At 53.2% G+C, this 16,029-nt stretch carries 13 protein-coding genes; 3 read left to right on the forward strand and 10 right to left on the reverse strand.

Annotated elements, in window-relative coordinates:
- Nucleotides 1–179: 179 nt before the first annotated feature.
- A complete protein-coding gene (locus BMX00_RS05575; RefSeq protein ID WP_218141497.1) occupies nt 180–959 on the forward strand; it encodes an SDR family oxidoreductase in 780 nt (259 codons plus the stop codon).
- A 151-nt stretch (nt 960–1,110) separates the two neighbouring features.
- Entirely contained in the window at nt 1,111–4,008 is a 2,898-nt protein-coding gene (locus BMX00_RS05580) for an aconitate hydratase (RefSeq protein WP_090828020.1), read from the forward strand.
- Between the two features lie 101 nt (nt 4,009–4,109).
- Here BMX00_RS05580 and BMX00_RS05585 read toward each other — a convergent pair whose 3' ends face one another.
- The 9 genes from BMX00_RS05585 to BMX00_RS05625 form a co-directional block, all read right to left on the reverse strand.
- Nucleotides 4,110–4,883 (reverse strand): Crp/Fnr family transcriptional regulator, encoded by a 774-nt coding sequence (locus tag BMX00_RS05585; RefSeq protein WP_090828022.1) that lies wholly within the window; start codon nt 4,881–4,883, stop codon nt 4,110–4,112.
- 742 nt (nt 4,884–5,625) lie between these two features.
- Nucleotides 5,626–6,462 carry a pantoate--beta-alanine ligase gene (gene panC / locus BMX00_RS05590; protein ID WP_090828024.1) on the reverse strand — a complete coding sequence of 279 codons (837 nt, stop codon included), beginning with the start codon at nt 6,460–6,462 and terminating at the stop codon, nt 5,626–5,628.
- A gap of 13 nt (nt 6,463–6,475) precedes the next feature.
- Nucleotides 6,476–7,267 carry a 3-methyl-2-oxobutanoate hydroxymethyltransferase gene (panB, locus tag BMX00_RS05595; RefSeq protein ID WP_090828025.1) on the reverse strand — a complete coding sequence of 264 codons (792 nt, stop codon included), beginning with the start codon at nt 7,265–7,267 and terminating at the stop codon, nt 6,476–6,478.
- A gap of 48 nt (nt 7,268–7,315) precedes the next feature.
- Nucleotides 7,316–7,957, reverse strand: coding sequence for a deoxynucleoside kinase (locus BMX00_RS05600; RefSeq protein WP_090828026.1), 642 nt, complete (start codon nt 7,955–7,957; stop codon nt 7,316–7,318).
- Nucleotides 7,954–8,469 (reverse strand): 2-amino-4-hydroxy-6-hydroxymethyldihydropteridine diphosphokinase, encoded by a 516-nt coding sequence (folK, locus tag BMX00_RS05605; protein ID WP_090828027.1) that lies wholly within the window; start codon nt 8,467–8,469, stop codon nt 7,954–7,956. Before folK ends, BMX00_RS05600 begins: the two co-directional genes overlap by 4 nt.
- 3 nt (nt 8,470–8,472) lie before the next feature.
- On the reverse strand, nt 8,473–9,879 hold the full coding sequence (gene pcnB, locus BMX00_RS05610; protein WP_090828028.1) for a polynucleotide adenylyltransferase PcnB: 1,407 nt from the start codon (nt 9,877–9,879) through the stop codon (nt 8,473–8,475).
- 148 nt (nt 9,880–10,027) lie between these two features.
- Nucleotides 10,028–10,972 carry an ABC transporter ATP-binding protein gene (locus BMX00_RS05615; RefSeq protein ID WP_245727770.1) on the reverse strand — a complete coding sequence of 315 codons (945 nt, stop codon included), beginning with the start codon at nt 10,970–10,972 and terminating at the stop codon, nt 10,028–10,030.
- Nucleotides 10,936–13,011, reverse strand: coding sequence for an ATP-dependent DNA helicase RecG (gene recG / locus BMX00_RS05620; protein WP_090828029.1), 2,076 nt, complete (start codon nt 13,009–13,011; stop codon nt 10,936–10,938). Before recG ends, BMX00_RS05615 begins: the two co-directional genes overlap by 37 nt.
- Nucleotides 13,012–13,041: 30 nt before the next feature.
- Nucleotides 13,042–13,431: a RidA family protein gene (locus BMX00_RS05625; RefSeq protein WP_090828030.1), complete on the reverse strand. Its 390-nt coding sequence runs from the start codon at nt 13,429–13,431 to the stop codon at nt 13,042–13,044.
- A 359-nt stretch (nt 13,432–13,790) separates the two neighbouring features.
- Here BMX00_RS05625 and murA point away from each other — a divergent pair, with 359 nt between their 5' ends.
- A complete protein-coding gene (murA, locus tag BMX00_RS05630; protein ID WP_090828031.1) occupies nt 13,791–15,041 on the forward strand; it encodes a UDP-N-acetylglucosamine 1-carboxyvinyltransferase in 1,251 nt (416 codons plus the stop codon).
- 16 nt (nt 15,042–15,057) lie between these two features.
- Here murA and BMX00_RS05635 read toward each other — a convergent pair whose 3' ends face one another.
- Nucleotides 15,058–15,747 carry a formylglycine-generating enzyme family protein gene (locus BMX00_RS05635; RefSeq protein ID WP_090828032.1) on the reverse strand — a complete coding sequence of 230 codons (690 nt, stop codon included), beginning with the start codon at nt 15,745–15,747 and terminating at the stop codon, nt 15,058–15,060.
- Nucleotides 15,748–16,029: the final 282 nt, after the last annotated feature.

Genomic DNA, 16,029 nt, shown 5'->3' on the forward strand with positions numbered 1-16,029 from the left:
CATGCTATAGGTGTAGATGGATTATTGCCGACATGCACGAGCACAAGAGCCGTTTAACGAAAAAATTTCCGGCAATAGGTAGAGTCGCATGGGTCGATGGGAATATAATTAAACGACATATCAGGGATTAAACCAGGCAGGCGCTGCAATGATTCTCTAAATCGACGTGAACAGCTGAATTGAAAATAACTTGTGACATCAAGGATAAGATAGCGCTCGTCACAGGAGCGAATAGGGGTATCGGCAAGGCCATAGTCGATGCCTTCCTGGATCATGGAGCAGCTAGAGTCTATGTGGCAGTTCGCCGCCTCGACTCTGCTGCACCCCTGATCGAGCGTTACGGTGACAGGGTTCTTCCTGTCCAATTAGACCTGGCTAGGCCCGAGACCATCACAGCAATGGCCGGCAGGGCGGCGGATATCCAAGTGGTGGTCAATAGCGCGGCTGTGTTCATGGCTTCGACTCCGCTGGACGGCAATGCCATTGATGCGCTAGAGCTTGGGATGAAGATCAACGTACTCGGCCTTATCCGAATGGCTCAGGCCTTTGTCCCCGCTCTCAAGCAAAACGGCGGCGGGGCCTTAGTTCAGCTCAACTCCGTTGCATCGTTGGTGTGCGCTCCCAACTTCGCGACTCACTCCGCTTGCAAGGCTGCCGCGTATTCCCTCACACAGGCATTGCACGAATTGCTGGGGCAGCAGGGCATTGCAGTGCTGAGCGTGCACCCTGGCCTTATCGGGTCTGACATGGGTAACGCTGCTGGCTTGACAGGATCCGCCGAACCCCCTTCAGTTGTTGCCGAGGGAATAGTTGCCGCGCTGAAAGCGGGGGATTTTCATCTATTTCCCGATTCAATGGCTAAACGTGTGGGAAGCGCTTATCAAAGTTTCGCTGGCAGCGTGGTAGAAGCCGGGATTCCAGAATACAGACCGAGAATCATGGTTTCGGTTGAGAAGTAGCCCGCTATGCCCTATAAACAGTTTTCGGTCTGAGCATTTGCAGAACTATTAATTATTCCTGCACTCCGCAATTATCCTTCGCTTCATTTGCAGAAACCGCATTGAGGCATACCCGAATAACCGATCTCGCTGAGATCCCAGGAGTATCACCATGAACCATAATATTTTCAATTCGCTTCAAGACATTTCTCTTCCGGCAGGTGGAAAAGCAAAGTTCTATTCTCTTCCTGCTTTGGAAACAGCCGGCTTGGGGAAGATTTCACGGCTGCCCGTTTCCATTCGCATTGTGCTCGAGTCCGTCTTGCGCAATTGCGATGGCGATAAGATCACTGACGCCCATGTGAAACGGTTGGCCGACTGGAAACCCAACGCGGCGCGTATGGATGAGATTCCGTTTGTCGTGTCGCGCATCGTGTTACAAGACTTTACCGGTGTACCGCTCCTGGTCGATCTGGCGGCCATGCGCAGTGTGGCGCAAAGGATGGGAAAGGATCCCAAGCTTATTGAACCGCTAGTGCCCGTTGACCTGGTGGTTGATCATTCGGTCCAAGTCGATCATTACGGCGACAAACAGGCGCTCGAAATCAACATGGAAATCGAGTTCCGCCGCAACAATGAGCGCTACCAATTCATAAAATGGGGCATGCAGGCATTTAATACATTCAAGGTTGTCCCTCCCGGAATCGGAATTGTGCATCAGGTGAACCTCGAATATCTTGCCCACGGCGTGCACATGAAAGATGGCGTGGCATATCCCGACACCCTTGTTGGTACCGATTCTCATACCACGATGATCAATGGCATCGGCGTGGTAGGCTGGGGCGTCGGCGGAATCGAGGCCGAAGCCGGAATGCTGGGGCAGCCGGTTTACTTTCTCACACCGGACGTCGTTGGGGTTAATTTGACGGGTCGTTTGCCTGCCGGTGTTACCGCTACCGATCTGGTGCTGACTATTACGGAAATGTTGCGTAAAGCGAATGTAGTGGGCAAGTTCGTCGAATTTTTTGGCGAAGGGACTGCATCGCTAACCGTGCCCGATCGTGCCACGATCGCCAACATGTCACCTGAGTACGGCGCCACGATGGGTTTTTTTCCGGTGGATGACGCCACAATCGGGTATTTCAGGGACACCGGACGTAGCGAAGAGGAAATCGCGGCATTTCAGTCTTATTTCAAGGCCCAGAATCTGTATGGTGTTCCGCGCAAAGGCGACATCGACTACACACGGGAACTGGAGCTTGATCTGGGTACGGTTGCGCCTTCGCTGGCAGGACCCCGGCGGCCTCAGGATCGAATCGAAATCGGCAACGTAAAATCAAGGTTTGTCGAACTCTTTGCCAAGCCCGTCACAGGTGGGGGTTATGGAAAAGATACGGCGGGTCTGGACCAACGCTATCCGGTGCGCAATTGCGTGGAAAAAGATATACATGGCGAAACGGGTATTGCTGGCGCAGGGCCGGATAACGGAGGCACAGGCGATGTTTCATCGCAACCCGGGAGTGCACGGAAGCAGGCGGAGATGGGTAATAACCTGCAACCTGGAAGTGCGCGGAACCTCACTGAAATGGTCAGTAATCGCCCGATACTGAATATGGAAGAGGCGCCGCAATGCATATCAAATGGACCCTTCGACCTGGGCAATGGCGATGTTCTGATTGCGGCCATCACATCCTGTACGAATACCTCCAACCCCAGTGTGCTGCTGGCAGCGGGGTTACTGGCAAAGAAAGCGGTAGAAAAAGGGCTGGCGGTTAAACGGCACATCAAGACCTCGCTTGCGCCTGGATCGCGCGTCGTGACGGAGTATCTGACGGCTACGGGCCTGTTACCTTATCTGGAGAAGCTCGGTTTTAATCTCGCAGGCTATGGTTGCACCACTTGCATCGGCAACTCTGGACCGCTATCAGAACCGATCGAGGAAGCCGTGGTGACGAATGATCTGGTCTGTGCCGCGGTACTTTCGGGCAACCGCAACTTCGAAGCACGAATTCACCCAAACATCCGCGCCAATTTTCTGGCGTCTCCCCCCCTGGTCGTGGCGTATGCCATCGCAGGTACCATGCTGAAGGATTTGACGAACGAGCCGCTGGGGCTCGGCGAGGGCGAAAAACCCGTTTGGCTCAAGGACGTCTGGCCGAGCGACGACGAAGTCCGCGCACTGATCAAATTTGCCGCCGATGGGGAAACGTTTCGCCGGCTCTACAGCAACCTTACCCAGAATCAGCTGTTGTGGAACAATGTTCCATCAGTCTCGGGGCAGATCTATAGTTGGCCGAAATCCACCTATATTGCCGAGCCGCCATTCTTTCAGGATTTTTCCATGCAGCCCTCGCAACCGGGGGGAATACAAGATGCCCGCGCGCTGGCCATATTTGGCGATTCATTAACCACCGATCACATCAGCCCTGCTGGCTCAATAAAAGAAACTTCCCCCGCGGGCAAGTATCTGCTTGCAAATGGCGTATCCAGGATGAACTTCAACAGTTATGGGGCGCGCCGGGGCAACCATGAGGTGATGATGCGCGGCACTTTTGCCAATGTGCGCATCAAAAACCTGATGATACCGGGCAGTGAAGGTGGAATTACCCTGCATCAGCCGGATGGCCAGCAGATGAGTATTTATGATGCAGCCATGAAATATATTGCGGATGGCGTATCGACAGTGGTATTTGGAGGCGAAGAATATGGCACGGGATCAAGCCGCGACTGGGCAGCAAAAGGAACTCAGCTGCTCGGTGTCAAGGCGGTAATCGCGAAGAGCTTCGAACGCATACATCGGAGCAATCTCGTGGGCATGGGTGTGCTGCCGCTGCAATTCAAGGAAAATGACAGCGTTCAGTCATTGGGCATCAAAGGCAATGAACAGTTTGACCTTCTGGGGTTGAGAGACATTCGCCCTCAGCAGAGCGTGTCACTTGTTATTCGCGGCGCCGATGGTTCGCGCCGAGAAGTGGACTTATTATGCAGAATAGATACGGGTATAGAGGTAGACTATTACATGCATGGCGGGATACTGCCATACGTTCTCAGACATCTTATGACAAAGTGACATTATCATCACGGCTTTCATACGACAAGCCGGGCTACTCAGCTTGAACCACGTTTAGGGGAGGGCGGAATTGGTTCCCGCCGAGTAGCCCGGGGCTCTCCTCAGTTTACTGACCACAATTGCTTGCTTGTGCTTGGCTTAGCGGGCTCCTGAACAGTGTCGGGAACATGATTCCATAACAACCGGTCATATTCGTCATTAACGACGGCATAGCACTCGCATACGGTGTCCTCCAGCTCTTCACGGTCCAGTACAGTGATATGGCCACGGCTATACCGGATCGCTCCGATCGTTTGCAATTTAAGAGCAGCTTGGGTTACGCTTTCCCGCCGAACGCCCAACATGATCGCTATCTGCTCGTGTGTCATTTGCATTTCTTCGCCTGACAGCCGGTCTAAACTCATTAACAGGAAACGGCACAACTGCTGCTCTATATTATGGTGACGATTGCATACCGCATTCTGCGAGGTTTGAGTAATCAACGCCTGGGTATAGCGCAATATCACATGCTGTAAATTACCGCCCCGGTCGAATTCCTTTTTTAAAGTGTTCGCCTTGATCCGGTAACCATTTCCCGCGCTTTGCACCACGATTCCGGCTGGCGTGCCGCCACCGCCCAAAAGAGCGGATATACCGGTTAGCCCCTCATTGCCGATAATTGCAAGCCGTACCGATGCCCCGTTCTCTATGGCATATAACGGCGCCACAATACTGCTGGTGGGGAAATACATATGAGTAACAGCGGCGCGTGGTTCATAAATGGTTTGCCCCAACGGCATTGATACAAATTCGAGATACGGAAGAAGCCGTGCATAATCTTCCGGGGGCAGGGCTGCAAGGATTCGGTTTTGCTTTGGGCTTTGCAAGAGAAACATAAAACACCTCCTGTAAGAGAATCTCTGGATAAGCCCCAGGTCGGGGCTATTACGAAACGCCTCTATCTCAACATATTTTTATCGGCGTATTCTTGTTCGGTATTTTTGTTCGCTTTCTTCCCCGCTTAGAGGATCCTCTATTCGAGATTCGGTACACGGGTAAGGTCTGGTTTGTTCCAGCGGTCAGCAACCCGGCACTTAGTTACTTAAAAGCATTTTTCGTGCCAGGATAATAAAGCACGCTTAAACAAGAGCTTAAATTACGGATGACTAACAATAGGCGGATTGCTGTTGCTTTTCAGCAACACAAGATCCGTGGGAAGTAGTAATTCGTTGATAACAACCGATTATTATATGTCGTTAAATCACGACGTACCATGACAGGATTATGACTCAGCTACCGACATACCATTATGTAATTATGAATCAATTACTTAATCGCAGAAATCGAAACGTGGGATAGACTCGGATAGGCTATTGAGCAACCTTTACAGGCCGGCCCCGGAAGCTGGCTTATTGGTGGCCTTGAGCAGCTTTTCAAAAAATTTAAATGAGGTGATTAAACGAGCAACGAAAAATGACTGCCAAGGAAAGGGGCAACTTAACAGCTCTTAGATGGCAGGGATGGAAGCGGGGATAGGGAAACATACAGGGAAACCGAATGGATAGTAGAGCAGTGAGGGGGGGAATACGGCAACTCTGCCAAAAAAACCGGCCTTATTCAAAACGCTGATCTTTTCGATCAGGTCTTGACGTCTATTTCCAAATTATCTATCAGCCGGGTCTTACCCAGCCTTGCTGCTCCGAGTACCACTATATTTTGGTCGCACTCGGACGCTGGAGCCAGGGTATCGCGATGCCGAAGGGCGATATAATCAACCTTCCACCCGTGTCCACATAGAATTTTCTTTGCATTTTCCTCTAAATCATGAAAATTCCGGCGGCCACCCTCTACTCTCTGTTTGACCTGCGATAAAACCTGATACAACCGCGTTGCCTCGGCACGTTCCTCATGCGTCAAATAACGGTTGCGAGAGCTCAACGCCAGGTTATCCGCGGCGCGTACCGTTTCTCCCGCCACAATTTCCACTGGTACGTTTAATTGCTGTACCAATTCACGCATAAGATGCAGTTGCTGATAATCCTTTTTCCCAAATATTGCCACTTGCGGTTGTACGATATTGAAAAGTTTTAATACCACGGTCGATACGCCGCGGAAAAATCCCGGGCGAAACTGGCCTTCCAGCATGTCCGTTACCGGGGGAGGATCGAGCATGAACTCCTGCTTCACTGGATACAGGCTTTTTTCGCCTGGTGCGAACACGATATGGACGTCGCGATTTTTGAGCAGTTTGCAGTCATCGGCCAGCGTTCGAGGATATTGGTCAAAATCCTCCGCCGGCGCGAATTGCAGACGGTTCACAAAAATGCTCACTACCACGCGATCCGCTTTCTGTTGCGCGGTTTGGACAAGGGATAAATGGCCCTCGTGCAGGTTGCCCATAGTCGGCACGAAGCCAATGGAAGACTCGTGTTTGAGGCGAGCGCGCAAAGATGCGATGTCAGTGATGATTTCCACGCTCGACCTGGAATCAGAAAATATGTTCGGGCCCGGGAAATTCTCCAGTCTTCACCGCCTTGACGTAATTAGCCGCTGCCTCGTGGATACTTCCTGCTCCGCTCATGAAATTTTTCATGAATCGGGCCTTCTTGCCGGAATAGATGCCGAGCATATCGTACAGGACCAGCACTTGCGCAGAGCAATCCCTGCCCGCGCCAATACCAATGGTAGGAATGGATAGCTTTTCGGTAACCTGTTTTGCAACCGAGGCGGGGACCACTTCCATCAATAGCATGCCGGCACCCGCATTTTCCAGGGCAACCGCATCTTCCAACAACTGTTTTGCCTGATAGTCAGTTCTGCCCTGTAGTTTATAACCGCCCAACTGGTGTACCGACTGGGGCGTCAAACCGATGTGGCCGCAAACGGGGATTCCACGGCGGGTGAGAAATTCAACCGTTTCCGCCATCACGCAGCCGCCCTCGATCTTGACCATACTCGCTCCAGCCGCCATGAGTTCGGCGGCATTCTCGAACGTGTCCTCCGGACTCACCTGGGAGGTACCGAAGGGCATGTCAGCCATAATAAATGCTTTACTTGAACCACGCGTCACGCAATGGGTGTGGTATACCATGTCATCGAGCGTTACCGGCAAAGTGCTCTCTTCACCTTGCAACACGTTGCCCAGCGAATCGCCCACCAGCAGAATATCTACGCCCGCGTTTTCCAGCAACGTGGCAAAACTTGAGTCATAACAGGTGAGAATGGCAATTTTCTCGCCATCATCCCGCATTTTTTGCAAAGCATCCTGTGTAGTACGCATATCGGACTCCTCATTTAGTTTGATCGCGTAAGGGCCATTAAAAATTCCTTAAATTCCGCGATTGAAATATTCCCTGTGACCGCGCATCTTGTCTATCTGCTGTAACAATAAGTCAAAGTCCGCCTGGCTATCGGCAAAATTGAGATTTTCACTGTTGATTACCACGAGTGGCGCATCTTCGTACAGATGAAAAAAACGGGCATAGCTGTCGGCCAGTCGCCGCAAATATTCCTCGGAAATATATTTCTCGAACGCATTGCCACGCCGTTTCACCCGCTCAATCAGGGTGGAGGGAGATGCCTGTAAATAAATAACCAATCCAGGGGGGGGCGCTTTAGGCTGGAGATGACAATAGATCTTACGGTATAAGTCGTACTCCGCATCATTCAGTGTAAGCCGGGCGAATAGCGGATCCTTGTCGAACATAAAATCGCTGATGATCGGCTTGGCGAACATGTCTCCCTGAGACAACCCGCCCAATTGATCAGCGCGCTGGAACAGAAAAAACAATTGCGTCGGTAGCGCGTACCGGGGAATATCCTCGTAGAATTTTCCCAGAAACGGATTCTCGCCCGGTTTTTCCAGCAGGAGTTCGCCGCGCAAATGGTCCGCCATCCGCCGCGCCAGGCTGGTTTTCCCTACTCCTATCGGACCCTCAATAATGATATGGCGATATTCTTCCAGCTTCATTGGTGCTGTTCTCGTTCGAGCCACTGTCCTGCGCATGCGGCCAGCAATTCCGCAGCAGCGCCATGGCCCGGAATGCGGACGTCTGGAGCAATTTCCAGGAGCGGCTGCAGAACGAACGCCCTTTGGTGCATGCGCGGATGCGGCAGAACCAGGTAGCGATCATTGCATTGCAGATCGTCATACATCAGTATGTCCAGATCCAGTGTTCGCGGTGCATTGGAATACTCTCGCACACGCCCGTGGCGATGTTCAATTTCGAGCAGGGCGTTAAGCAGGTCATAAGGTGAAAGGCCGGTTTCAATTTGTGCCACCGCATTGATGAAATCGGGCTGATCGAGACGCTCCATCGGCGCACTGCGATAAAGTGAGGAATGCATGAGCAGGCGGCTTGAAGGAAGCCGCGCCAGCTCGTCAAAAGCTCTGCGCACCTGGGATACCGGGTCATCCAGATTGCTGCCCAGCGCTATAAAAGCCCGGCAACCGGCATGATGCGAGGAACTGATACACCCCATCGATTATTCCGGCAAATCCGCCGCTGAACGAGTGGTGTCTGCCGTGTCGATAGGTGGGGATTTGCGACGCCCGCGGCTTCTCCTGCGTTTTTTCGTAAGTTCGTCCTTGATCAGCATGGCTTCGCGCTCGCTGGAACTGGCGCGCTGGAACGATTCCCACCATTTGCCCAGTTCCATATCCACCTCGCCGCTCTCGCAACGCAACAGCATGAAGTCATATGCGGCTCGAAAGCGCGGGTGCTCCAACAGACGAAATGGCTTGCGGCCCGATCGGCCCACGAAACGCGGCTGCATTGCCCAGATTTCTTTCATGATAGCGTCATACCGGCGCGGAATCGCGAGATTTTTGTTTTGTACCGCCAGCACGTCATCCATGACTTGATATAGAGCGGGAATCGGTTTTTCCCCCGCAGCCTGACGAATGTTCCAGGCCGCGAGCACTTCATGCCACAACAGCGCGGCGAACAGGAAACCGGGGGATACCGGTTTTTCCAGACGTACGCGTTCGTCGGTATTTTTAAGCGCGAGCGTAATAAATCGTTCGCCCAACGGCTGCTCCAGTATGACGTCCAGCATGGGAAGCAAGCCATGATGGAGTCCGCGTTTCCGTAATTCGGCTACACAAGTGAGTGCGTGGCCCGATAGCAGCAGCTTCAACATTTCATCAAACAGCCGCGACGGAGGCACGTTGCGTAACAGCGGAGCAAGATCTCCAATAGGTGCGGCGGTATCGGGGTCGAGCTGCATCTCCAGCTTGGCTGCCAGCCGGACGGCCCGGAGCATCCTGATGGGATCTTCACGATACCGCCGCACGGGGTCGCCAATGATGCGCAAGCGTCGCGCCGTGATGTCTTCGTAGCCGTTCAGGTAATCCCAGATCTCTTCATGGATGGGATCGAAAAACAGTGCATTGACAGTAAAATCGCGCCGCCTCGCATCCTCTTCCTGGGTACCAAACACATTGTCGTGCAGCAGGCGTCCATGTTCGTCAATATGCGTATCCGGTGCGACATCGTCACCCCCGTTGCCGGACGCGCCGCCGCGGAAAGTGGACACTTCGACCGTCTCAGCTCCGCACATGACATGTACCAGCCGGAAACGGCGCCCGATAATGCGCGAGCGCCGGAATATCGCCCTCACGTCCTCAGGCGTGGCATTTGTTGCGACATCAAAGTCTTTGGGCTCCAATCCCAGGATCAGGTCGCGTGCCGCACCACCCACAATAAAGGCGGAATGCCCTGCCTCCTGCAACGCCGCTGTAACTTTCAACGCGCATGCATTGATATGGTCGCGTGAGATGCCGTGTTGTTCACGAGGAATGATACGCAGCCCGGAAGAAGGGGATTGCCCAGCGGAGGTGGAAGCAGGTGTGTTGCGGTTGAAAACGCGGCGAAGAAGTTTACGGATCATTACGAACTATAAATGGCATCAAGCTCCAAACTATCCTAAATCCGCCCTGCGGCGAACTCACCAAAAAGGTGAAGGTCAAGTGACGCAAAAAGTCTTTGCGAACCATGGCGCTAAACAAAAAATAAGCGATCAACCGCCGGATGTAGGATTATACACTCGGCATCGCATGCGCCGGCACAAAATGACGCTCGCCGTTCACCCTGATTTCATTCATATCGCACTGATAAAGTGCTTCGAGATTGACCTGGTTGAGTACTTGCGCGGTGGGTCCGGCAATCGCTCCGTCATTATCGAACAGCATGAGCACGTGGCTGCAGTAACGGCTGGCCCACGCAATATCATGTAGCACCATCACAACTGCCTTTCCCTGCCTCGCCAATTCGCTAAACAGCATCATGACGGCAAATTGATGGCGCAAATCGAGATGTTGCAGCGGTTCATCCAGCAGATAGCAAAACGGCGATTGCGCGAGCAACAAGGCAATGCGCGCACGCTGGCGTTCGCCGCCGGAAAGCGTGGAAAGGGGGCGATGGGTAAGGCCGGTCAATTCCATGCGCTCGATAGCTTGAGTAGCGATATCATGATCCACGGCTTGCCAGCCGAGCATGCTCCTGACATGTGGATAGCGGCCCAGCAACACATAATCGCGCACGCTTCCCCAGAACTCGCCTGGTTCCTCCTGCAGGAGGATGCCCAGATTGCGTGAGAGTTCGCGCCGAGACCAGGCATGCTGCGCTTTTCCTGCCACCGTTACAGGTGACTCCGTGCCACTTACGTTATGCAGGCCTCCGAGCGCATGCAACAAGGTACTCTTTCCGCAACCATTTTGCCCGAGTACGGCCCAGCACTGACCCGCATCAATGTTCAAGCTCAGGCCCCGGCATAGTATTTTGCCAGGATATTTCAGGGTTAGATTATGGGCTTGCAATACCATCGAGCAGCAATATCTAGCGTCGGAAAGTTCGATCAGGTTCTCAGCAATATACCGGATTGCAACCAGGCTGACGAAGCCGGTGCTTCGAAGACTGAATACGAAAAAAGATATCGATAATGGATTTATACCTGGAGGTACTCGCTTTTTCTTCCAAGCCATCGCTCAAGATGTTTTCTTGCAGCTTCGGGATGATTGCACAGTAAATCCTCTGCAACGGCGCGGGCGGCATCGAGCAAATCCATATCCTGCTCCAGATCGGCAAAACGCAGCATGGGGACGCCGCTCTGGCGCGAACCCAGGAATTCGCCGGGGCCGCGAAGCCGCAAGTCCTGACGGGCGATCTCAAAACCATCGGTATGTTCAAAAATAACCTTGAGGCGTTCCCGGGCATTTTCTGACAAAGGCTTCTGATACAGCAATATGCATGTTCCGCTTGCACCGCTTCGCCCCACCCGGCCTCGCAATTGATGCAATTGCGCCAATCCCATGCGCTCGGCATGTTCAATCACCATCAGCGACGCGTTGGGCACGTCAACGCCTACCTCTATGACGGTGGTCGCGACCAATAGTTGAATCTCACCTCGGGTGAACGACTCCATCACGGCCGATTTTTCGCGGAGCGGGAGCCGCCCGTGTACCAAACCGATCTTTAAATCAGGAAAAGTCAGGCTCAGTCTTTCCCTTGTCTCCAGGGCAGTTTTTAACTGCAGAGCTTCGGATTCTTCGATGAGCGGGCATACCCAGTAGGCCTGCTTTCCGGCTCGGCAAGCATCCTGGACGCGGCTGGTAACCTCATCGCGCCGAATATCCGCCACCAGCCTGGTCACCACGGGGATTCTACCAGGAGGCATTTCATCTATAACCGATACATCCAGGTCTGCGTAGTAGCTCATCGAGAGCGTGCGCGGAATGGGGGTCGCGCTCATCATTAACTGGTGCGGCGTCTCGAAGGCCCCGCTGCCTTTTTTTCTCAAGGAGAGGCGTTGGTGTACCCCAAAGCGATGCTGCTCATCAATAATGACAAGGCCCAGCTTATTGAATTCGACCTGTTCCTGGAACAATGCATGGGTGCCAATGGCAAGCATGGCGCGCCCCTCGGCAATGTTGGCGAGCATGATTTCCCGCTGTTTCTTTTTCTGGTTGCCGGACACCCAGGCGATAGTCGCACCGAGTGGAGCGAGCAGGGGAGCAAGCCAGGCGGAAAGTTTCTGATAATGCTGCTCGGACAGAATCTCGGTAGGCGCCATCAACGCCGCCTGATAGTTATTTTCAACAGCTTGTAGCACAGCCAGCGCCGCAACAACGGTTTTACCGCTTGCCACGTCGCCTTGCAACAGGCGCTGCATTGGATGGGTTGCAGCCAAGTCGCGGCTGATTTCGAAAACAACCTTCTTCTGTCCGCCAGTGAGTTCAAAAGGCAATGATTCCAATAGCATATTTGTCAATTGATTTCTCGCGAGGAGAACAGGCGCGCTGCCGCTGCGGCGGCGACGGTAGTGCATGCGCATCGACAGTTGCTGTGCCAGCAATTCATCAAACTTGATCCGACGCCAGGCGGGATGGGTACGCCGCTCCAATAAGGCCGCTGGCGCGTCCGCCGAGGGTTGATGCAAAAAAATAACACTGTTCCTGAAACCAGGCAGTTCCAATCGCTCCAAAATCGGATCAGGCAGGGTCTCTGCCAAGTGCGGGTCGCCGTTACTCAACGTTCGCCCCAGCATGCCGCGGATCAGCTTGCGTATCGTCTCGGAGGAAAGACCCGCAGTGGTTGAGTAAACCGGTGTCAACGCGTCGGCTAACGGTTCCTGTTCGCGAACGACGCGGCATTTTGGATGAACCATTTCAGTTCCGAAGAAACCGGGGCGCGCTTCTCCCAGCAAGCGCACGCGCGTGCCGGGGGAGTACGCTTTGACCTGACTGCCATAAAAATTGAGGAAGCGCATGAAGAGCACGCCGCTGCCGTCCTCTACCTGACATACGAGCTGCCGCCGTGGACGATATATGATTTCGCTGCGGCAAATGATGCCCTCTATCTGTACTATCCTGCTTAAGGGCACATCATTGATCGGGTAAAGATGCGTTTCGTCTTCATAGCGCAACGGCAAATGCATCAACAGGTCGAACTCATCCGTAATGCCAAGCTTGATGAGTTTCTCCTCTACCACCTTGCTGATGGGAAATTGCGTGAGCGGTGGCATTGGGCTCCGACGTATGGGGGATGCGACCGCTCACTCCTGTAATACCAGAACCGCATCGACCTCCACCAGTGCTCCGCGCGGCAGGGCCGCTACCCCTATCGCTGCTCGCGCGGGATATGGCGCCTTAAAGTGCGTTGCCATAATTCCGTTTACTTTTTCAAAGTTCGAAAGATCGGTTAGATATACGTTCAGTTTGACTATATCGCTCAGATTGCCTCCGCTGGCCACAGCCACCGCCTGGAGATTTGAAAACACCTGCTGGGTTTGTTCCTCGATTCCGGTCGCCATCTGCATCGTGGAGGGGTCCAGGCCGATCTGGCCAGAAAGGTAAACTGTGGCTCCACCGCTTACACGTATTCCCTGTGAATAGGGGCCGATGGGCCGGGGCGCATCATTTGTTTGGACTGTATTTTTTTTCATTTGATCTCCTGAGTTATAGTTGACGCCGTCCGGCGTCATTAGATTGCAAATTTGAAAACCATGAAGATGTCCTTTGCGATATGATGAAGGGAACTCTGGCATATTTCAACTCGTTAACCCCAAGCATAAACCCAGCAAGTCATTCTGTGGAATTTTGTGGTTTCCTGAATCGCAGGCACATCCATCAACTCTTCCATTAACTCCGCAAAATCGCAAAGAACTCACATATAACTCACGGAAGCAGCCTCACTGGGATATCAAATCGAATTGAATGATCGCCAAAAAACTGAAACCCATCCTTTTCGAGCCGGAATTGTTATTCAGAAGTATGTGAACACTCGTCCAACAAGCTTATAGCCATGCAAAAACTGATTATCCGCGGCGGCGTGCCTCTTTCCGGCGAAGTCCGCATTTCAGGTGCAAAAAACGCGGCACTTCCTATCCTGTGCGCTTCCCTGCTTACTCGGGAAACGCTCAGTATCGATAACGTCCCCTATCTTAATGACGTCACGACGATGTTGAGCCTCCTTCGACAGATGGGCATAAGTATCGCGGTGGACGGTAAAAGGACCGAACTGGCGGCTGCGCATCTTTCCAATCTGGTTGCGCCTTACGAGATGGTCAAAACCATGCGAGCGGCAATTTTAGTGTTGGGGCCGATGCTGGCTCGCGCCGGTGAGGCGAAAGTATCTCTACCGGGTGGTTGTGCGATCGGCTTGAGGCCGGTTGATCAGCATATCAAGGGTTTGCAGGCGATGGGCGCCGAGATTGATATCGAACACGGCTACATTCATGCCAAGGCAAAACGTTTAAACGGTGCACATATTGTCATGGACATCGTAACCGTTACAGGCACCGAAAACCTGATGATGGCAGCCACCCTGGCCGATGGGATAACGGTATTGGAAAACGCGGCGCGCGAACCGGAAGTATCGGATCTTGCACACTGTCTCATTTCAATGGGAGCAAAAATTCACGGTGTTGGCACGGACATCATTACGATTGAAGGGGTTAAGGCATTGCATGCTACTGCATATCGCGTCATGCCCGACCGGATCGAGACCGGAACATTTCTAGTCGCGGCTGCGGCCAGCGGGGGCGAAATCCAGCTCAAGGAAACGCGCACCGATACCCTCGACTCGGTACTCGACAAGCTGATGGAAGCGGGCGCTGCGATCGAGTCTGGCGACGACTGGATACACCTGAAAATGAATAATCCGTTGAAGTCCGTGAATCTGCGGACTGCACCCTATCCGGCTTTTCCGACTGACATGCAAGCGCAATTCATGGTACTGAACAGCATTGCGGCTGGGACCGCAATTATTACCGAGACCATATTCGAAAATCGCTTCATGCATGTACAGGAACTCAAACGCATGAATGCGGACATCAAGGTAGAGGGTAACACCGCCGTGGTCTGCGGCGTGGCCAGCCTGGATGGCGCAAATGTCATGGCTACGGATTTGCGTGCATCCGCGAGCCTGGTGCTTGCCGGATTGATCGCCAGAGGGGAAACCATCATCGATCGCATCTACCACCTCGACCGCGGCTACGAGCATATCGAGCACAAGCTGTCACTGTTGGGCGCGACGATCAGGCGCGCGAACTAGCACTCGCGTTAATATCTCAGGGGAGAGCCACGGCAGGGCGAAACCCCAGGTAACGCATACGCTTGTTGGCATCGAACCAGTTGCACATGCCGGCGCGCATGTCCTCCGGCCTGTGGTTCCACGAGCCTCCGCACAGCATGCGCTTTGCGCAATTGCTTTTCCAGCAACTGTCCGTCCATTGCCATACATTACCCATCGTATCGTATAGACCGTATGCATTGGGCTTGAAGCTGCCCACCGGCGCGGTTTTCCTGTTATCCCATTCGCTTCCGCATCCATCGCAGTTGGCATTATTGCGGCCCACATCATTGCCCCAGTAATAATCAGTAGTGGCGCCGGCTCGAGCGGCGATTTCCCATTCCGCTTCAGTCGGGAGGCGGTAGGTATTGCCGGTTTTTCGCGACAGCCATTGAATGAAGGCTTGTGCATCGTTCCAGCTCACATTGACCACAGGCCGGCTGCCGCGTCCCCAACCATTGTCTGATGGCTGATATCCGCCACAGCCACCGTCTGCCACACAGGCGTCCCATTCCTTGTAAGTTATTGCATATTTTCCGATGGCGAATTTATTGCCCGGAATGGGTACCATTTCGGGGCAATCCGCACACGCTTTGGTATCTTTGTTGGATGCAAATACTTCAACTTCAGCAGATGCGGCAAAGATAAAGATAGAGGCAAGCAGAGATGCGAAATAAACCGATTTCATGAACAAAAAACCCTTTAAATTTGACGAGCCCCACCATTTATTAACGCTCAGCTACGCCAAGCGGGTAAACCGGATGATAACAGACCAGTTAGCCCGTATGGCTTGCGGAAAGGCGTACAGACCGCTCGGTATCGGTGGGACGGCCTGTCTTTTGGCAGTGGTTGAGCTACTCGTCTAATGGCAATCCTTCCTTCTCTTTACGCGATCGGCCAGCCTGGCGAGGCCGATATAACTGTCTGGTCATGCCCTATGCCTGGCGCCTGCGTGGGCTGGCGTACGGAA

This window comes from Nitrosovibrio tenuis (assembly GCF_900109785.1).
In the GTDB taxonomy this organism is placed as follows: domain Bacteria; phylum Pseudomonadota; class Gammaproteobacteria; order Burkholderiales; family Nitrosomonadaceae; genus Nitrosospira; species Nitrosospira tenuis_A.